The 19,997-nt window shown below is 71.7% G+C and carries 11 protein-coding genes and 1 pseudogene; 10 read left to right on the forward strand and 2 right to left on the reverse strand.

The window, feature by feature from the left end; translation table 11 throughout:
• Positions 1 to 35: 35 nt before the first annotated feature.
• The 7 genes and pseudogenes from QMG73_RS36755 to QMG73_RS36785 all read left to right on the forward strand — a co-directional run bounded on the left by QMG73_RS36755 (position 36) and on the right by QMG73_RS36785 (position 13,162).
• Positions 36 to 1,439: a PQQ-binding-like beta-propeller repeat protein gene (locus QMG73_RS36755; protein WP_281903563.1), complete on the forward strand. Its 1,404-nt coding sequence runs from the start codon at positions 36 to 38 to the stop codon at positions 1,437 to 1,439.
• 11 nt (positions 1,440 to 1,450) lie between these two features.
• Complete coding sequence (locus QMG73_RS36760; RefSeq protein WP_281903564.1) at positions 1,451 to 3,118, forward strand: fumarate hydratase; 1,668 nt, start codon at positions 1,451 to 1,453, stop codon at positions 3,116 to 3,118.
• A gap of 254 nt (positions 3,119 to 3,372) precedes the next feature.
• Positions 3,373 to 6,405, forward strand: coding sequence for an AfsR/SARP family transcriptional regulator (locus tag QMG73_RS36765; protein WP_281903565.1), 3,033 nt, complete (start codon positions 3,373 to 3,375; stop codon positions 6,403 to 6,405).
• A gap of 1 nt (position 6,406) precedes the next feature.
• Positions 6,407 to 9,358: an AfsR/SARP family transcriptional regulator gene (locus tag QMG73_RS36770; protein ID WP_281903567.1), complete on the forward strand. Its 2,952-nt coding sequence runs from the start codon at positions 6,407 to 6,409 to the stop codon at positions 9,356 to 9,358.
• Positions 9,359 to 9,394: 36 nt separating this feature from the next.
• On the forward strand, positions 9,395 to 10,750 hold the full coding sequence (locus tag QMG73_RS36775) for a class II fumarate hydratase (RefSeq protein WP_281903583.1): 1,356 nt from the start codon (positions 9,395 to 9,397) through the stop codon (positions 10,748 to 10,750).
• Positions 10,747 to 11,424 (forward strand): annotated as a pseudogene (locus QMG73_RS36780) (HAD family hydrolase); the annotation flags it as partial. The gene QMG73_RS36775 and the pseudogene QMG73_RS36780, both read left to right, overlap by 4 nt.
• Positions 11,425 to 11,482: 58 nt before the next feature.
• Positions 11,483 to 13,162, forward strand: a complete 1,680-nt coding sequence (locus QMG73_RS36785; protein ID WP_281903569.1) for a S8 family serine peptidase — start codon at positions 11,483 to 11,485, stop codon at positions 13,160 to 13,162.
• A gap of 1,059 nt (positions 13,163 to 14,221) precedes the next feature.
• On the opposite strand, the gene QMG73_RS36790 is transcribed toward QMG73_RS36785, so the two are convergent.
• The gene (locus tag QMG73_RS36790; RefSeq protein ID WP_281903571.1) at positions 14,222 to 15,112 is read right to left on the reverse strand and encodes a hypothetical protein; all 891 of its coding nucleotides are present in this window, start codon (positions 15,110 to 15,112) and stop codon (positions 14,222 to 14,224) included.
• Between the two features lie 123 nt (positions 15,113 to 15,235).
• The gene (locus QMG73_RS36795) at positions 15,236 to 15,883 is read right to left on the reverse strand and encodes an IclR family transcriptional regulator (RefSeq protein ID WP_281903572.1); all 648 of its coding nucleotides are present in this window, start codon (positions 15,881 to 15,883) and stop codon (positions 15,236 to 15,238) included.
• A 106-nt stretch (positions 15,884 to 15,989) separates the two neighbouring features.
• On the opposite strand from QMG73_RS36795, the gene QMG73_RS36800 reads away from it, so the two are divergent.
• From QMG73_RS36800 to rlmB, 3 genes are read left to right on the forward strand one after another with little or no spacing between them, the layout of a single operon-like run.
• The gene (locus QMG73_RS36800) at positions 15,990 to 17,378 is read left to right on the forward strand and encodes a pectate lyase (protein WP_281903573.1); all 1,389 of its coding nucleotides are present in this window, start codon (positions 15,990 to 15,992) and stop codon (positions 17,376 to 17,378) included.
• 35 nt (positions 17,379 to 17,413) lie between these two features.
• Positions 17,414 to 18,829, forward strand: a complete 1,416-nt coding sequence (gene cysS / locus QMG73_RS36805) for a cysteine--tRNA ligase (RefSeq protein ID WP_281903574.1) — start codon at positions 17,414 to 17,416, stop codon at positions 18,827 to 18,829.
• Positions 18,819 to 19,925: a 23S rRNA (guanosine(2251)-2'-O)-methyltransferase RlmB gene (gene rlmB, locus QMG73_RS36810; RefSeq protein WP_281903584.1), complete on the forward strand. Its 1,107-nt coding sequence runs from the start codon at positions 18,819 to 18,821 to the stop codon at positions 19,923 to 19,925. Before cysS ends, rlmB begins: the two co-directional genes overlap by 11 nt.
• The last annotated feature ends 72 nt before the right edge of the window (positions 19,926 to 19,997 follow it).

Consider the following 19,997-nt stretch of genomic DNA (forward strand, 5'->3'; position numbering starts at 1 on the left):
CGAGTTTCGCACCGGCGTGTCGCTACCGTGACCAGGTGGCGAAGGGGACGGCCGGCGGCCGGGCCGGCTGGGTCGTGGCCGGCCTGATCGTGCTCGTCGTTCTCGTGGCCACGAACGTCTGGAACCCCTTTCCGGACATGTGGGAGTGGGTGAGCCGCACCCGCCCGCTTTCGAGCCCCGACACCGCGTGGCAGCAGAGCGTCGGCGGCCAACCGAAGAGCGTCACCATCACGGGCAGCGTGGCTGTTGTCGAGCAGGGCACCTCGGTGGAGGGGCGCAGCCTCGGCACCGGCGTCCGGCTGTGGAAACGCGAGGTCAACTGGGGCGCGGTCGCCGGCGAGGGCGACAACGCGGTCGTGGTGGTCGGCGAGCTGCTCAAAAAGGGCTACGAGGTGATCGATCCCCGCAGCGGGATCGTCTGGCGCAAGGACACCCAGGCGGTGGCGGTGTGGACGTACCGCGACGCGCTGCTCGACGTGCGCTGCTCCGACGCCAAGGACTGCACCCTGAGCGCCTGGGAACCGCGCGGCACGAAACCGCGGTGGACGGCCGAGCTGCCCGGCGTCGGGTTCGTGCTCTTCGCGGACAACCCCGATCTGCTCGACGCCAAGCCGCTGACCGCCCGGGGGATCGCGGGCGACGTCGCCGGGCCGGTCGTGCTGCCGTCGCTGCTCGGCTTCCCCATCGACAACAAGGTGCGCGTCGTCGACACCAGCGACGGCCGGGTGGCGCGCGACTTCGAACCCGAGCGCGAGGACCGGTACGCGGTGGTCGGTGGCCGGCTGGTCAGGGTCGAGGCCCGCTCCGGTGACGGCACCTGCTACTTCACCGTGACCGCGACCGACGCGGCGACCGACCGGCAGGTGTGGCAGAAGGAGGCGCTCAACCTGCGTACCGCGAGCGGCGCCGGCTGCACGCAGCGGGACGACCCGAACGGCGGGCAGAACGTCGTTGTCGGTGTGGGCGCCAACGGGCGCGAGGTGGTCGTCGACGCGTACGACGGCCGAATCCTGTGGCTCGGCAAGAAGGGCGAGAAGCTTCAGGCGGTCGACGACTCGTACGCGATCGTGCGGCCAGAGGACGGGAAGTCCGTGGTGTCCTATGCGTACGGTGCGTCCCGGCCGCGCTGGACCAAGCCGGTACACGACAGCAAGGCGCAGACCGCGATCACGCCGTACGCGGTGGTGACCGTGCAGGAGGATCCGCACCGGATCACCGCGTGGGCGCCCTCCAGCGGCAAGGAACTCGTCACCATCAAGTCCGAGGCGAAGGTCTGGGCGGTCGGCCCGGCGGGGATGATCATTGGCGAGGGACGGCACATCGGGTACGTCCCCTTCGCGGGCGTCACATCGACGCCCAACGGGACGCGGGCGCCCAACGGCACCGGAGCCGAGGGCTGCGACGGGCCGAAGGAACCCCAGTGCCGGGCGGAGAAGTAGGCTTGCCCGTCATGAGCGGCCCCGCCCCCTTCACGCACTCGCCCCTGCTGCCTATTGGCGCCGACACGACCGAGTACCGCCTGGTCAGCGACGAGGGCGTCGATGTGGTGCACGGGCCTGGCGGCCGCCGCTTCCTGACCGTCGAGCCGTCGGTGCTCACGCAGCTCACCGCCGAGGCGATGCACGACATCGCGCACTATCTGCGCCCGGCGCACCTCACCCAGCTCCGATCGATCATCGACGACCCGGCGGCGTCGCCGAACGACCGGTTCGTGGCGCTCGACCTGTTGCGCAACGCCAACATCGCGGCCGGTGGCGTGCTGCCCATGTGCCAGGACACCGGCACCGCCATCGTCATGGGCAAGCGCGGCCGGCACGTGCTGACCGACGGCACCGACGAGCAGGCGATCGCCAACGGCGTGTACCAGGCGTACACCCGGCTCAACCTGCGGTACTCCCAGCTCGCCCCGATCACGATGTGGGAGGAGCGGAACACCGGCACCAACCTGCCCGCGCAGATCGAGCTGTACGCCGAGGACCCGGACGGCCACCCCGACGCGTACAAGTTCCTGTTCATGGCCAAGGGCGGCGGCTCGGCCAACAAGTCGTACCTGTACCAGGAGACGAAGGCGCTGCTCAACCCCACCCGGATGATGCAGTTCCTCGACGAGAAGCTGCGGCTGATCGGCACCTCCGCGTGCCCGCCCTACCACCTGGCGATCGTGATCGGCGGCACCTCGGCCGAGTACGCGTTGAAGGCGGCGAAGCTGGCGTCGGCCAAGTACCTGGACACCCTGCCCAGCGAGGGTTCGATGCTGGCGCACGGCTTCCGCGACACCGAGCTCGAGGCCGAGGTACTGGAGCTGACCCGGCAGTTCGGCATCGGCGCACAGTTCGGTGGCCGGTACTTCTGCCACGACGTGCGGGTGATCCGGCTGCCGCGGCACGGTGCCTCCTGCCCGGTGGCGATCGCGGTGTCCTGCTCGGCCGACCGCCAGGCGCTCGCCAAGATTACCCCGTCGGGCGTGTGGCTGGAGCGGCTGGAGACCGACCCGGCACGCTTCCTGCCGGACGTCACCGACGCCCACCTCGAAGGCGGCGACGTGGTCGACATCGACCTGAACCGCCCGATGGACGAGATCCGCGCCGAGCTGTCCAAGTACCCGGTCAAGACCCGGCTGTCGCTCAGCGGCCCGCTCGTCGTGGCCCGCGACATCGCGCACGCGAAGATCGCCGAGCGGCTCGACGCGGGCGAACCGATGCCGCAGTACCTGCGAGACCACGCCGTCTACTACGCCGGGCCCGCGAAGACCCCCGAGGGGTACGCGTCCGGCTCGTTCGGGCCGACGACGGCCGGGCGGATGGACGCGTACGTGGCGAAGTTCCAGGCCGCGGGCGGGTCGCACGTGATGCTCGCCAAGGGCAACCGTTCGCGCGGCGTCACCGAGTCGTGCGACCAGCACGGCGGCTTCTACCTCGGATCGATCGGTGGCCCGGCCGCCCGGCTGGCCCAGGACTGCATCAAGCACGTCGAGGTCCTGGAGTACCCGGAGCTGGGCATGGAAGCGGTCTGGAAGATCGAGGTCGAAGACTTTCCGGCCTTCATCGTGGTCGACGACAAGGGCAACGACTTCTTCGCCGAAGTGACGAAGCCAATCCTGACCGTCGGTCGGCGCTGAGACTCCGGAGCGGCTGACGCCGGCCCAGCTAGCCGGGCCGGCGGTCATCAGTCGCCTGTCCGCCGGTCGAGCAGACAGGCGACTGCCCCCGTTATGAGCCGCACAGTCCCGTTATGCGGTCCCCGCACGTCCATACTGGTGGTCACCGCTCTCGAACCGCTCCCATATCGCTCTCATTCGACCGGCCGAACCCTTTCCATCTCGGGTTACATTTCTGCGAGAGATCGGTCAGCACACATGCGGTCGGGGCGGAGATGCGGTTCGGAATCCTGGGTCCGCTGCGGGTGGGTGGAGCTGAGCCAGGCGATCCGGGTGGCACAGTCGCGATTACCGCTGCGCGTGACCGGGTCGTCCTGGCCATGCTCCTGCTCAACGCTGGCCGTGTGCTGCCGGTCGACAGGCTGGTCGACGCCATGTGGGACGGCGCGCCGCCGACCACGGCCCGCGGCCAGCTCCAGAACTGCGTGTCGCGGCTGAGGCGGGCCATCACGGCGGCGGTCGGCACCGACGTGATCGTCACCGACCCCGCCGGGTACGCCGCCCATATTGACCCCGGTGACCTGGACTCGCTGGTGTTCGCCGAGCTGACCGCCGAGGCACGCGCCGCCGCGGTGGACGACCGCGCCGACGAGGCCCGCGACCTGTACCGCTCGGCGTTGCGGCTGTGGCGGGGCCCCGCGCTCGCCGGCATCACCAGCCGCGTGGTGCAGCGTGGCGCGGCCGCGCTCGACGAGCAGCACGCCGTCGCGATCGAGGAGTGCGTCGAGGTCGAGCTGCGCCTCGGCCGCGAGCGCGAGCTCCTGGGCGAGCTGACCGACCTGGCCGAGCGGTACCCCCTCCGGGAGCGGCTGCGCGCCCAGCTCATGCTCGCCCTGTACCGGGCCGGGCGGCAGGCCGACGCGCTCGCCGTGTACCGGGAGGCCCGGCAGGTACTGGCCGACGAGCTGGGCATCGAGCCTGGTCCCGCCCTGCGCGACATGCACCAGCGGATCCTCGCCGGCGACCTCGGTGCCGCCGCCGAGGAGCGTCCCGCACACCACACCGCGCCGGCGCGCTGCCTGCCGCGGGCCGCCACCGACTTCACCGGGCGCGCCGAGGTGGTCGCCCGCCTGGTCAAGGCCGTGGAAAACGCCGACCCGACCGGGCCGGTGATCCAGCTCATCGACGGGATGGCGGGCAGCGGCAAGACCACGCTGGCGGTACACGTGGCGACGGCGCTCGCCAGCCGGTACCCGGACGCGCAGCTCTTCGTCGACCTGCACGGGCACAGCGAGCGGCAGCCGCTGGAGCCGGCGGCCGCCCTGGTCACGTTGCTGCGCCAGCTCGGCGTGCCCAGCGAGCGGATACCGGCCGAGACCGACGACAGAGTGGCGTCGTGGCGCACCGAGCTGGCCACCCGCCGGGTCCTGGTCGTACTCGACAACGCGGCCAGTACCGCACAGGTCAGCCCCCTCCTGCCCGCCGCACCGGGCTGCCTCGCGCTGGTGACCAGCCGGCGGCGGTTGGTCGGGCTCGACGGCGTACACCCCGAGCCGCTGCCCGTGCTCGCCGAACCGGAGGCGGTCGAACTGCTCGCCCGGGTCGCCGGACCGGAACGCATCCGCTCCGAGCCGGCAGCCGCCGCTGACGTGGTGCGCCGGTGCGGGTACCTGCCGCTGGCGATCCGGCTCGCGGGTGCCCGGCTGGCGCACCGGCGCAGCTGGCGGGTCGCCGACCTGGCCGGGCGGCTGCGGCAGGAGCGTCCGGTACTGCCAGAGCTGGCCGCCGAGGATCGCACGGTGGCGAGCGCGTTCGCTCTTTCGTACGGCCAACTGCCCGAGCCCGAGCAGCGGGTGTTCCGGCTGCTCGGACTGCACCCGGCGGTCCACTACGACGCGCACTCGGTGGCCGCGCTCGCCGACCTGCCACTGGAGGCGGTGCAGGACCTGCTCGACGAGCTCGTCGACCGGCACCTGCTGGAGGAGCCCGACGCGGCGCGGTTCCGGATGCACGACCTGATCCGGGAGTACGCCCGCGAGCTGGCGACCGCCCAGGAGCCGGAGGATGCCCGGCGGGCCGCGACCGGGCGGGTGCTCGACCACTACCTGCACGCGGTCGTGCGGGCCAGCGAACAGATGGAACGCGCCGACAAGCTCCACCAGTCGCTCAAGCTGGGCGAACCGCTCCGCCCCGATCTCATCGACGCGGGCGTGGCCGACGGTGTCGCGTGGCTGGAGGCGGAACGGCTCAACCTGCGGGCGTTCGTGCGGTGCGCGGCCGAGACCGGGCATCACCAGTACGCCTGGAAGCTGGCGCGGGCGATGTGGCGGTTCCTCTACCTCAGCTGCTACAACGACGAGCTGCTCGTCACGCACCGGGACGGGCTGGCCGCCGCCCAGCGCTCCGGCGACGACGCCGCGGTGGCCACGATGCACAACTACCTCGCCTCGGTGCACTACCGGGCGGCCCGGTACGACGAGGCGATGGAGCACGTCGAAGCGGCGCTGAAGCTGCGCGAGGCGATGGGCGACGTGCGCGAGGCCGCCACCTGCCGCGGCAACCTCGCCGTCGTGCTGAGCCAGCTCGGCCGGCTGCACGAGGCGATGATCTGCTCGTCGCAGACACTGGAGACCTGGCGGCGGCTGGCCGACGACCGTGGCATGTCGCTCGCCCTCACCGACCTGGGGCTGATGCTCACCCAGCTCGGCCGGTACGAGGAGGCGCTCGAACTGCACCGCCGGCACCTGATCCTGGCCTGCGAGCGCCGGCTCGACTTCCACATCGGCAGCGCCCTTGGGCACATCGCGCAGGTACGGCTCCGGCTCGGGCAGCGCGAGGCCGCCATGCGGCTGCTGCGCAGTGCGCTGCTGGTCAAGCGGCGCACCGGCAACCGGTACGGCGAGGGAGAGGTGCTCAACGACCTGGGCGTCGGGCACCGGCTGGGCGGTGATCTGGCACAGGCCGAGCGGCACCACCGGATGGCTCTGGCGATCATCCGGCAGACCGGTGACCGGCGGGGCGAGTCGCTGGTCCGCAACGAGCTGGCGATCACGCTCGCCGCCGCGGGCAAGCGGTCCGACGCCGTCGAGCAGCACAACCAGGCGCTCGCGATCGCCACCCAGATCCGCCACCGGTACGAGGAGGCGCGGGCGCTCGACGGGTTGGCGCGGTGCAGCGTGCCCGCGGCGGCCGAGCGGGCCCGCCGGTACTGGGAGCGCGCGCTGGCCATCTACCGCGAGATGGGCGTGCCCGACGCCGAAAACGTGGCCGGCCACCTGGCCGCCCTCGCTCTGACGGACGAGGGCTGACGTGCGATTTCGGGTGCTGGGCCCGCTGGCCGTCGGTGACGGCGACGCGCCGGTCACCGCTGCACGCGACCGTGCCCTGCTCGCGATGCTGCTGCTGCGCGCCGGGCGGGTGGTGCCGGTCGACGACCTGATCGACGCGATGTGGGACGAGCGCCCGCCGGCCACCGCGCGCGGCCAGCTGCAAAGCTGCGTCTCCCGGCTGCGCCGGACGCTCGCCGCCGCCGGTATCCCGGACGACGTGATCGTCACGGATCCGGCCGGGTACCTCGTGCGGGTCGAGCCGGACGAGCTCGACGCCACCGCGTTCGAGCAGGCCGTCGCGCGGGCGCGGGAAGCCGCCGGCGCGGAACGGTGGGACGACGCGCGCCACGAGTACCGGATCGCCCTCGCGCTGTGGCGTGGCCCGGCCCTGTCCGGCATCGCCAGCCGCGCGGCCCAGCGTGCCGCGGCGATCCTCGACGAGCAGCGGCTGCGGGTGGCGGAGGACCGGTTCGACGTCGAACTGCGCCTCGGCACCGCGCCTGAGCTGGTGAGCGAGCTGTCCGAGCTGGTCGACCAGCACCCGCTGCGGGAACGCCTGCGCGCCCAGCTCATGCTCGCGCTGTACCGGGCCGGCCGCCCGGCGGACGCGCTGACCGAGTACGAGCGGGCACGGCGGGCGCTGGACGACGAGCTGGGCGTGCCTCCCGGTCCTGCCCTGCGCGACCTGCACCGGCGCATCCTCGGGAACGACCCGGCGCTGGCCGAGCCGCCCCGGTCGGCGACACCACCAGCACGGTGCCTGCCGCGTGGCCTCGCCGACTTCACCGGCCGGTCCGACCTGGTGTCCCGGCTGGTGGAGGCGGCACGCGTCGAACCCGAGAAGCCGGTCATGCACGTGATCGACGGGATGGCGGGCAGCGGCAAGACGTCGCTGGCGGTACACGTGGCTCACCTGCTGTCGCCCGCGTACCCGGACGCGCAGCTCTTCGTCGACCTGCACGGGCACAGCGAACGTGACCCGCTGGAGGCGGCCACCGCGCTCGTCACGTTGCTGCGGCAGCTCGGCGTGCCAGGTGAGCGGATACCGGCCGAGCTGGACGACCGGGTCGCGCTGTGGCGCAGCGAGCTGGCGCGGCGGCGGGCCGTCGTGGTGCTCGACAACGCGGCCAGTACCGCCCAGGTGGCGCCGCTGCTCCCGGCCACGGCGCACTGCCTGACCCTTGTCACCAGCCGGCGACGGCTCGTCGGGCTCGACGGTGCGCAGCCCGAGTCGATGCCGCTGCTGTCCGCCGGCGAGGGCGTCGACCTGCTCGCCCGGGTGGCCGGCGACCGGGTGCACGCCGAGCCGGAGGCGGCCGCGGAGGTGGTACGCCGGTGCGGGTACCTGCCGCTCGCGATCCGGCTGGCCGGTGCCCGGTTGGCGCACCGGCCGGGCTGGCGGGTGGCGCATCTGGCCGGCCGGCTGGGCGCCGAGCGGCCGGTACTGCCCGAGCTGGTAGCCGAGGACCGCACGGTGGTGAGCGCCTTCGCGCTGTCGTACGGGCAACTCGGCGAGCCGGCCCAACGGGTCTTCCGCCTGCTCGGCCTGTACCCGGGCGAGCAGTTCGACGCGACCGCGACGGCCGCCCTGGCCGACCTGCCGTTGCCGGAGGCCGAAGACGTGCTCGACGAGCTGGTCGACCGGCACCTCGTGGACGAGCCGGCGGCCGGGCGGTTCCGGCTGCACGACCTCATCCGGGAGTACGCGAGCGACCTCGCCGCCGCGACCGAGCCGGAGGGTGAGCGGCACGCTGCGGTGGACCGGATCTGCGACCACTACCTGCACGCCGCGGCGGCGGCCAGCCGGAGCCTGATGGCGCCGAGTGCCCGCGGTCTCGCGGCCGGCGAGCCGCAGCGCCCCGATCTCCTGGCGGACATCGATCTCGGCTGGTTGGAGGCGGAGCGCGCCAATCTCGCCGTCCTCGTTCACCTGGCGGCACACGCCGGGCATGAGGACTACGCCTGGCGGATCGCTGGCACCGTGTGGCGGTTCTTCTTCCTGCGCGGGTACTCCGATCACCTCATGGACTCGCTCCGCGACGGCCTGATGGCGGCGGACCGCCTCGGTGACGGCGACGCGGCCGCGACCATGCACAACTACCTCGCCGCCGGCTGCTTCCGCACCGACCGGGCGCAGGAGGCCATCGAGCACCTGCGGGCCGCGCTCGAACTCCGGGAACGGGCCGGTGACCTGCGCGGGGTCGGCATCAGCATGGCCAACCTCGGCGTGACGTACACCCAGTTGGGGCGGCTCGACGAGGCGGAGAGCTACCTGCGGCGGGCCATGGACATCTGGCGGCGGTTCCGCGCCGACCGGGGTGTCGCGTTCCCGCTCGCCGAGCTGGGGCTCGTCGCGATGATGCGCGGCCGGTACGCCGAGGCGCTGCGCTGCCACCGCCGGTATCTGCTCTTCTATGCCGAGCGGCACGTCGACTTCCAGGTCGGCGCCGCACTCGGCAACCTGGGCCAGGTGCGCATCCGGCTGGGCCAGTACGCGCTCGCGCGGCGGCTGCTCACCGCGGCGGTACGCATCCACCGGCGCACCGAGAACAGGTCCGGCGAGGCCGAGGCGCGCAGCGGGCTGGGTGTGGTCGCGCGCGAGCTGGGCCGGCTCGGTGAAGCGGAACGGCTGCACCGGGAGGCCACGGCGATCATGCAGGGGATCGGCGAGCGGCGGGGCGAGGCCGCCATCCGCAACGATCTCGCGCTCACGCTGGCGGCCAAGGGCGACCGGGAGCAGGCGATGGCAGAGCACCGGGCCGCCCACGCCATCGCCACCCAGGTGACCAGCCCGTACGAGCAGGCGCGGGCGCTCGACGGCCTCGCGGCGTGCCTGCGCGACAAAGATCCAGTCCGAGCACGCCAGCACGCCGACCGAGCGCGCGCCATCTATCGCCAGACCGGCGTGTACCGGACAGGGGAGGATGGATAAGTGACTGAGCAGGCATTTCGCGTAGAGCGCGACACGATGGGTGAGGTCCAGGTGCCGGCGGAGGCGCTGTGGCGGGCGCAGACGCAGCGGGCGGTGGAGAACTTCCCGGTCTCGGGGCGCGGCCTCGAATCGGCGCACATCCGTGCGTTGGCCCAGATCAAAGGAGCGGCCGCGCAGGTCAACGCCGAGCTGGGAGTACTGCCAGCCGACGTGGCGCAGGCGATCGCCGCGGCCGCGGCCCACGTGGCCGACGGCGGGTACGACGACCAGTTCCCGGTCGACGTCTTCCAGACCGGCTCCGGTACCTCGTCGAACATGAACGCCAACGAGGTGCTCGCCACGCTGGCCAGCCGCGAGCTGGGTCGGCCGGTACACCCCAACGACGAGGTGAACGCGTCGCAGTCCAGCAACGACGTCTTCCCGTCGTCGATACACCTGGCGGCCACGTACGCGGTCGTCAACGACCTGCTACCCGCCCTGCGGCACCTCGGTTTCCGGATCGAGGGCAAGGCGGACGAGTTCAAGACCGTGGTCAAGGCGGGGCGCACGCACCTCATGGACGCCACGCCGGTCACCCTCGGGCAGGAGTTCTCCGGGTACGCGGCTCAGGTGCAGTACGGCATCGAGCGGCTGGAGTCGGCGCTGCCCCGGCTGGCCGAACTGCCACTCGGCGGCACCGCGGTCGGCACGGGCGTGAACACCCCGCCCGGGTTCGCGGCGGCGGTGATCGGCAAGCTGCGGAAGATGACCAAGCTGCCGCTCGCGGAGTCGCGGAACCACTTCGAGGCGCAGGGCGCCCGGGACGCGCTCGTGGAGACCTCGGGGCAGCTCCGCACGGTCGCCGTGGGTCTCTACAAGATCGCGAACGACATCCGCTGGATGGGCTCCGGCCCCCGTGCCGGCCTGCGCGAGCTGCACATCCCTGATCTTCAGCCGGGTTCGTCGATCATGCCGGGCAAGGTGAACCCGGTGGTCTGCGAGTCGGTCCGCCAGGTCTGCGCCCAGGTGATCGGCAACGACGCGGCCGTCGGGTTCGCCGGCTCGCAGGGCGACTTCGAACTCAACGTGATGCTCCCGGTCATGGCGAGCAACCTGCTGGAATCCATCCGGCTGCTGGCCGCCGCGAGCCGGTTGCTCGCCGACCGCTGCGTGGCCGGCCTGACCGCGAACGTCGAGCTCTGCCGCGAGTACGCCGAGGCGTCGCCGTCGATCGTGACGCCGCTCAACAAGTACCTCGGGTACGACGAGGCGGCTTCGATCGCCAAGCAGGCGCTCGCGTCCGGCCAGACGATCCGGGCGGTCGTGCTCGACCGGGGGCACGTCGAGGCCGGCCGGATCACGCAGGAACAGCTCGACGAGGCGCTGGACGTGCTGCGAATGACCCGTCCATGACGGGGTTCGGCGCGATCACGACGGTCGTGTTCGACGCGGACGAGACCCTCGTCGACCTCCGGCCAGCGGTCGACGGGGCGCTGGTGGCCGTACTCGATGAAATGCGGCGGCTGACCCCGGCGGCGGCCGAGGTGTCCGCGACCAACCTGGAGTCCGATTGGGAGCTTGTCTTCCCGGCGATGCGCGCCGAGCCCGTCACCGAGATCCGGCGGGCGGCGCTGCGGCGCTCGTTGGCCCGTGCCGGCCTGGAGTCCGAACTGGACCGGATCGCCGAGCTGTTCTTCGCGCGCCGCTTCGAGCTGAGCCGCCCGTTCGACGACGTACTGCCAGCACTGGCCGCCCTGCGCCCCTCCTACGCGGTCGGCCTCGCGAGCAACGGCAACAGCCACGCCGACCGGTGCGGCCTGCGCGGCGAGTTCGCTTTCGAGGTGTACGCGCACGTCGGCGGCCTTCCGAAGAAGCCGGCACCCGAGTTCTTCGCGGCTGTGGTGGCCGCCGCCGGCACCGACCCGGGCTCGGTCGTGCACGTCGGCGACTCGTGGGAACACGACGTCGTGGCCGCCCGCAGAGCCGGGATGCGCGCGGTCTGGCTGAACCGTTCCAGAAGGCCGCGGCCCGCTGGAGACGCACCGGACGCGGAAATTCGTTCCCTAGCTGAGCTGCCAAAACTCTTGTGTGGCTGTCGACCTTTCGATTTGATGCTCACCGAACCCTCAACGAGAGGAAATCATGGTGAGCAGACGCCTTACGGTGGGCTCCGTCGCTACCGCGACAGCGTTGGCCCTCGTGGCCATAGCGCCGACCGGCCCGTCGAACGCGGCCCCGGCGAGCACGACCGACTACACGGTGGTGGCTGAAGACGGCGTATCGGCCGACGCGGCCGTCGCGGCGATCGCCGCGGCCGGCGGCACCGTTGTCGAGCGCAACGACAGTGTCGGCGTGTTCCGGGTGAGCTCGACCCGCACCGACTTCGCGACCCGAGCGACGGCCAGCGACGCCCTCATCGGCGCGGCGCAGCGGCGGGCCATCGGCTACGCCCCCAAGCTGGAGATCGACGCGGTCGAGCAGGAAAACAGGGCGACCGCCGCGACCGGCACCGCCCGCGGCCGTGGCGGCTCCACCAAGCTGGACCCGCTCGACGACAAGCTCTGGGGCCTCGACATGATCCGCGCCGACGAGTCGCGGCGGAAGCAGGCCGGCAACAAGGGCGTGACCGTCGGCATCCTCGACACCGGCCTGGACGCGAGCAACCCCGACCTCGCGCCGAACTTCAGCACCTCGCTCTCCCGCAACTTCGCACCCGACCTCGTCGACGTCGACGGTCCGTGTGAGGTCGCGAGCTGCCTCGACCCGGTCGGCACCGACGACAACGGGCACGGCACGCACGTCGCCGGCACCATTGGCGCCGCCGCGAACGGTGTGGGCGTCTCCGGCATCGCCCCCAAGGTCACGCTGGTCGAGCTCAAGGGCGGCCAGGACTCCGGGTACTTCTTCCTGGAGCCGGTGGTCAACGCCCTCACGCACGCGGCCGACTCGGGCCTCGACGTCGTGAACATGTCGTTCTACGTCGACCCGTGGCTGTACAACTGCCTCAACAACCCGGCCGACTCGCCGGAGTCGCAGGCCGAGCAGCGGGCGATCATCAAGGCCATGACGCGGGCGCTGACGTACGCCCACTTCAAGGGCGTGACGCTGGTTGGCGCGCTCGGCAACAACCACGAAGACCTGGGCGACCCGCGCACCGACATCTCCAGCCCGGACTACGGCGCTCCGGCGTACCCGCGCGAGATCGACAACAACACGTGCTGGGATCTGCCGGTCGAGGGCCCGTTCGTCATCGGCGTCTCCGCGCTCGGCCCGTCGGGCAAGAAGTCGGACTTCTCCAACTACGGCACCGAGCAGATCTCGGTCGCCGCACCCGGTGGCTGGTTCCGGGACGGCTTTGGCACCCCGTCGTACCGCACCGACGCCAACATGATCCTCTCGTCGTACCCCAAGAAGGTGCTGCAGGAGGAGGGCTCGGTCGACGCGGACGGCAACGTGGTACCGGAGGCGGCGTCGCTCGTCTTCAAGGACTGCACAGCGGCCGGCGCCTGCGGGTACTACACGTATCTCCAGGGCACCTCGATGGCCGCCCCACACGCGTCTGGCGTGGCAGCGTTGATCGTGAGCCAGTTCGGCAAGCGTGACTACCGTCGCGGTGGGCTGACGCTGGCGCCGTGGAAGGTCGAGTACCAGCTCAACCGGACCGCCGCCGAGCACGCCTGCCCGGAGCCGCGGCTCCAGACCTACACCAACGAGGGCCGGAACGAGGAGTTCAACGCGTACTGCGCGGGCAGCAAGAACTTCAACGGCTTCTACGGCTACGGCATCATCGACGCCTACGCGGCCGTGACAACCCGCGGCTTGTAGCGCTCGGCGCGGCCCCCGCGCGCTCGGCGCGCGGGGCCGCGGTGCGTCCGGGCCCGCGGCGCGCGCCCCGTTTTTCGTCGATCAAGGGCGAATGCACGTGGTTTGATCTCAGATCCGCGTGTTTTTGCCCTTGATCGATGAGCTTCTCCTTGATCGGCGCCCCCGGCGGGGGCGCCGATCGCGTTTCGCGTGGGGTTGGCCTGGGATGCCGCAACTTCAGGGATTTGCTCCCTCCGCCGACGGCGGAGGGAGCAAATCCCTGAAAACGTTGCCTCCGGGACGAGGCCGCGTGCCCAACCCCGCAGGACGTCGGCGTGGGGCACCCGGTGGGCGTGCGGGTCGCTGCTCGCGGTGCCCGCGGTGCTCGCGTTGCCCGGGTTGCTCGCGTTGCCCACGCTGCGCGCGTTGCGCGCGGTCATCGCGCTGCTCGCGCGCGCTGCGCGGGCGTCGAGCACCGGTTGCGGTCGTCGATCAAGGACATCTGCGTGGATCAAGGGCAAATGCACGCGGAAAGAGATCCAAGCACGTGCATTCGCCCTTGATCGGCGTTGTCGGCGTGGCGACACGCCGGTGCCGGGCCCGGCTGTGGGCGCGCAGCGCGCGGCCTGGAGTAGCGGGGGTCTGGGGGATCGCGGCCCGGCACGGCGACCCGTGGGGTGCGGCCGGGTGGGTGGCGAAAGGGGACGCTGAGCCCTCACCGATCAAGGGCGATCGCGTGGATCGAGGGCGAATGCACGTGAAAAGAGATCCAAGCACGTGCATTCGCCCTTGATCGGCGGAAGGGGGTGCGTGCGCGGGGCCCGCGCGCGGCGCGGGCGGCGTGGGGCCCGCGCGCGGCGCGGGCGGCGCGGGCAGGGGTGCGGGCGGCGTGGGCAGGGGTGCGGGCGGCGTGGGGCCCGCGCGTGGCACGGGCTGGGGTGCGTGCGGCGTGGGGCTCGCGTGCGGGGCGGGCAGGGAGTGTGCGGTCTGGGGGCCGCCTGCGGTGGGTGAGGCAGTCGTGGCGGGCAGGGTGGTCGTCGCGGCGGGGGTTGTGGCGGGGTGGGGCGAGGGGTGGGTGGGTTAGCGCCAGCCGAGAGCGGTCAGGACGCGGCGGATTTCGCGGGCTACGCCGGTGAAGTCGCGGTGGGCGCGTGGGCTGGTCACGGTGAGCACGGTCCAGCCGGCCGAGATGAGGTGACCGCGCTGTTTGCGGTGCACCACGTCGAGGTTTCGGGCCTCGCGTGACTCGTACTCGACGGCCAGTTTGTATCGGGGCCAGGACAGTCTGGGGCGGATCACCCGGCCGGTGGCCAGCTCGACGGGGTACCGCACGAGGGGGCGGGGCAGGCCAGCGGTGATCAGCCCGATCCGCAGGTGCGACTCGGCGGGTGACCCGGACAGTCCGTCGGACAGGTCGAAGACGCGCCGGACCCGGCTGGTCCAGGGCTTGTCGAGGTACTGGGTGGCGAGGTCGGTCAGCTCGTCGCGGGTGGCGGCGCGGAGCGCTAGCAGGCTGTCGACGATCGCCACCGCCGAGCCGAGCTCCAACCAGACCGCACAGTCCCAAGCGGTGCGGGGACCGCTCGTGGCGTGGAGGCCGGAGGCGAGGGTCTTCTCCTCCGGAGTCAGAGCGAGGGCGTGGCTGTGCAGGCCGCGCCGGTGCGCCAGTCGCATGTTGGGTGGCACGATCACGTGGACGTCGTCGGTGTACGTCGCGGCGTGCGGGACGCCGTGCAGGTGGGCCGCGGATGGGCCGGCGAACACCACCGGGGCGGGCAGCCGCAGGGCGTATGCCTGGCAGAGCAGCTTGTGGTCGAGTTTCAGCCGCGCGTCGGCGTAGATGTCGTGGCACAGGTGCGCCCATGCCGAGTTGCGCAGCTGATGCTCGGACAGCAGGCCCTCACGGACGGCGTCGCTGCCGCGGAAGACCCGCCACTCCAAGGACTTTGGTCGGCTCGGTACAGCTGGCATGGATTCGAGCGTCGCAGCCCCACCACGACCCCCACGAGACCTGTGGACAACCCCACCCTCCATGATCCCCACAGCCTGTGGATAACCGGCCCCACCCAGCCTCCAGCCGCTACCATGTCGGGCTCAGCTGAGAGCCGCAGCCACCTCGTCGGCCGCCGCGCGCACCAGCGGCCCCACGGTCGCCACGTCGAGCGCGCTCATGGCGACCACGCCGACGCTCGCCTCCAGTCCTTCGACACCCAGGACCGGCGCGGCCACCCCGTACGCACCAGGCTGCAGCTCGCCGCTCGTCGCCACGGGGGCGGCCACGCCACGCCGTCCGGCGACGATGGCCCGGCCGGCGGCGCCGCGGTCCAACGGGTGCCGGGAACCGGCGCGGTACGCCACGTGGAAGGCGGTCCAGCTCGGCTCGACCACGGCGAGTGCGATCGCCTCCGTGCCCTCGGCGACCGTGAGGTGGGCGGTCGCACCGATCCGCTCGGCCAGGCCGCGGAGGATGGGCAGGGCGGCGTCGGCGAGCAGTGGCTGAGCCCTGCGGGCGAGGTGCAGCACCCCGGCGCCCAGCCGCAGCCGCCCTCGGCTGTCGCGCCGCACCATGCCGTGCTCGGCCAGGGCGCCGACCAGCCGGTACACCACCGCGCGCCCGACACCGAGCCGCGTGGCGGCCTCGGTGACGGTCAAGCCACCGGGAGCGTCGGCCACGAGGTGGAGCAGCCGCAGCCCTCGATCGAGGGTCTGCGCCGTCTCCGCGGGCCGGCCATTGTCCGTCACGCCGTCAGCGTACGAGCGATCGCTTGTCTTAAGTCTTCATGAAAGACCTTTTCATTCAATGAACCTTTGCCGGAACCTGCTGAATGCGTCTGTCGGGAGGTTGCAGGTGGGGGAGAAAGGCACACGGCGCCGGCGTGTGCTGCTGGGGGCAGCAGTTGCCGGGGTCGTAGCGGCCGTGGGGGCGGCCGGCACGATCGCGTTCGCTGAGGCGTCCTTCAGCACGGATTTCGCTGGCGGCAGCGCCAGTGGCTGGTCCAAGTCGGGCGGCTCATGGGCGGTCGCCTCAGACAGTGGCAACAACGTATACCGACAGTCCAAAGTAGACAGTGAGGCCGCGCGGGTCTTCGCTGGAGACAAGGACCTGACCGCATATGCCGTGCAGGCGCGGGTCAAACCCACCAACTTCAGCCGGCCAGAGGGCTTCGTGGGCATCGGCGCCCGCGCGCAGAGCGCCACCAGCCTGTACCGGTTGGTGCTGACGGGCGCGGGCAAGGTCGAGCTCCAGACGCTCAAGAGCGGCGCGCTCCAGGTGCTGTCGAGCGCCACGGTGCCGGTGACGCCCGGCGCCTGGTACACGCTCAAGATCGAGGTTTCCGGCGCCACCGTGCGTGGCTCCGTCGATGGCAAGGCGCTGCTGTCCGGCAGCAGCACGCTCCTTCCGTCCGGTCAGATCGGCCTGACCACCGGCCACGCCACGGCCGACTTCGACGACATCGCGGTATCCGAGATCGGCGCGCTCCCAGCGCCGAGCGCACCCAGCAGCCCCGTGCCCACGACGCCCGCCCCGACGTCGGCGGCACCGGCTAAGCCCGCCACGGGGGCGTGGCCGAAGTCGAAGGGCGAGAAGAAGGTCAGCGCCACGATCGACGTACCGGCCAGCGGCCTCGACGGCGGCATGAAGCGCTACTACGGCATCGGCGACGGTGGTCAGGGCGAGAGCCAGGACCCGATGTTCAAGCTGGCCGACGGCGCGGTGCTGGAAAACGTGATCATCGGCGCCCCGGCCGGCGACGGCGTGCACTGCTCCGGCTCCTGCACCCTGAAGAACGTCTGGTGGGAAGACGTTGGCGAGGACGCGGCCACCTTCAAGGGCGGCTCCTCCGCGGAATACCTGGTGGATGGCGGTGGCGCCCGCTCGGCGTCCGACAAGGTGTTCCAGCACAACGGCGGCGGCACGCTCACCGTCCGGAACTTCCAGGCCGAAGACTTCGGCAAGCTGTACCGGTCGTGCGGCAACTGCGACACCCAGCAGAAGCGCGCGGTGGTGCTCCAGGACATCACGGTCACCGCGCCCGGCAAGGCACTGGCCGGCATCAATACCAACTTCGGTGACACGGCTCGGTTCTCGGGCATCACGATCGTGGGCGACAGCGCCAACAAGGTGGTCATCTGCGAGAAGTACCAGGGCGTCACGAGCGGCGAGCCGACGAAGATCGGTAGCGGTGCCGACGACACCCACTGCGTTTATTCGACAGCCGACATCACGTACCGCTGACAGCGCGCGGGTATGCGGACGGTTACCCTTGCTAGGTGACGCTGCGCTTGTATGACACCGCGACCAGATCGGTGCGGGACTTTGTCCCGCGGGAGGCCGGCCGGGTTGCGATCTACCTGTGTGGTCTCACCGTGCAGTCCGAGCCGCACATCGGCCACCTTCGCTCCGGCGTCAACTACGACGTGCTGCGTCGCTGGCTGCTGCGTGCCGGCAACGAGGTGACCTTCATCCGGAACATCACCGACATCGACGACAAGGTGCTCGCCAAGTCGATCGAGTACGGGCGGCCGTTCTGGTCGATCGCCTACGCCAACGAGCTGGTGCTGAGCGCGGCCTACCGGTCGCTCAACGTGCTCCCACCGACCTATGAGCCGCGCGCCACCGGGCACGTCCCCGAGATGCACGAGCTGATCAAGGTGCTGATCGACAAGGGTCACGCGTACGTGGCGCAGGACGGCTCCGGCGACGTCTACTTCGACGTGCGGTCGTTCGCCGAGTACGGCGCGCTCTCCGGGCAGAAGCCCGACGCGATGCAGGCGCCCGACGACGGTCCCGTGCGGGCCAAGCGGAGCCCCAACGACTTCGCGCTGTGGAAGGGCGAAAAGGCCGGCGAGCCGGTCGACGCGTCCTGGCCGTCACCGTGGGGCCGGGGCCGGCCCGGCTGGCACATCGAGTGCTCGGCGATGTGCTGGCGATACCTGGGTGCCGAGTTCGACATCCACGGCGGCGGGCTCGACCTGATGTTCCCGCACCACGAAAACGAGGTCGCCCAGTCGCGCGCGGCCGGCCTGCCGTTCGCCCGGTACTGGGTGCACCACGCGCTGCTCAACCTCGGCGAGGCCAAGATGAGCAAGTCGCTGGGCAACGTCATCGACCTCGACCACGTGGCTGCCCTGGGCATCCGCCCCGCCGAGCTGCGCTACTACCTGGTCGAGCCGCATTACCGCAGCCGCATCGACTACGCCGACGAGACCCTGCACGAGAAGGCGGTGGCCTACCGCCGGATCGAGGGCTTCGTGCAGCGGGCCGTCGAGCGGGTCGGCGTGGTGCCGCCCGGCGAGCCGAGCGCCGAGTTCGTGGCCGCGCTCGACGACGACCTCAACACGTCGGCGGCGATGGCGGCCGTCCGCGAACTGGTTCGCGAGGGCAACACCGCGCTGGCCAGCGGTGACGACGAAGGCGTACGGTTGGCGCTCGCGGGCGTGCGGGCGATGCTCGACATCGTCGGTCTCGACCCGCTCGATCCCGCGTGGGGCGGCGGCGAGCAGAAGGCCGACCTGCGCGGGGTGGTCGACGCGCTGGTCGCGCTGGCGCTCGACCAGCGGGCGCAGGCCCGCACCCGCAAGGACTGGGCCGCGGCCGACGCGGTCCGCGACCAGCTCAAGCACGCCGGCATCAACGTCGAGGACACGCCGGCCGGACCACGATGGACGGTTGACGATGCCCGGTAACTCCCAACGGCGAAACCGGCGGGTCACGTCGAAGAAGGGCGCCGCGAGCGGCTCCGGCGGCAAAAACAAGGCCGGTCTCGCGGGCCGGGGCCGCACCCTGCCCGCCGACGAGCGTCCGTGGCACAAGGGGTACTCGGGCACCGAGCAGGTGCCCAACCGCACCGCCTGGAAGCAGGAGAAGGAGCGGAAGGCGGCTGCTGCCGAGGGGCGCGCACCCAAGATCGGTAAGCCGGGCACCAAGGACACCACGTGGGGTCGGGGCGGCACCGGCAAGAAAGCGGCGAAGCCGGCCAAGTCGACCGGCCGGAGCGGGCCCAGGGTCGCACCCGGTCGCAAGTCGGCGACGCCCAGGGACGCCCCTGAGCTGCTCGTCGGGCGTAACCCGGTCGTCGAGGCGCTCCGCGCGCGCGTGCCGGCGACCGCGCTGTACGTGGCGCACGGCATCGACATCGACGACCGGGTCAACGAGTTGGTGCGCAACGCCGCCGACCGGGGCATCCCGATCCTGGAGGTCAGCCGCGCCGAGCTCGACCGGATGACCGGTGGGGTGCTGCACCAGGGTGTCGGGCTCCAGGTGCCGCCGTTCGCGTACGAGCCGTTCGAAGACCTGCTCGCCGCCTCCACGGAGCACGCGGCGCCACTGCTCGTGGCGCTCGACGGGGTCACCGACCCGCGTAACCTCGGCGCGGTGATCCGGTCGGCGGCGGCGTTCGGCGCGCAGGGTGTCTTCCTGCCCGAGCGGCGCGCGGCGGGCATCACCGCCACCGCGTGGCGCACGAGCGCGGGCGCGGCGGCACGGCTGCCCGTGTCTCAGGTGACCAACCTGACCCGTGCCATCAAGGCGTGCCAGCAGGCCGGGTTCATCGTGGTGGGCCTCGACGCCGACGGCGAGACCGACGTCTACGACCTGGAGGCCGCGGTCGGGCCGCTGGTGATCGTGGTGGGCTCGGAGGGGCGTGGCCTGTCCCGCCTCGTCGGCGAAACGTGCGATCTGCGGGCCAGCATCCCGATGGCGTCGACTGTCGAGTCGCTCAACGCGAGCGTCGCCGCCGCCGTGACCCTCGCCGAGGTCACACGCCGCCGGAGCGCTGCCTGACGCGAGGCAACCTGACACCAGGCAATACGATGCCGACCGGGTAACCCCTCACCCAGCTGGAGGACCGGTCGG

Origin of the sequence: Phytohabitans aurantiacus (genome assembly GCF_027923225.1) — a bacterium.
Lineage (GTDB): Bacteria > Actinomycetota > Actinomycetes > Mycobacteriales > Micromonosporaceae > Phytohabitans > Phytohabitans aurantiacus.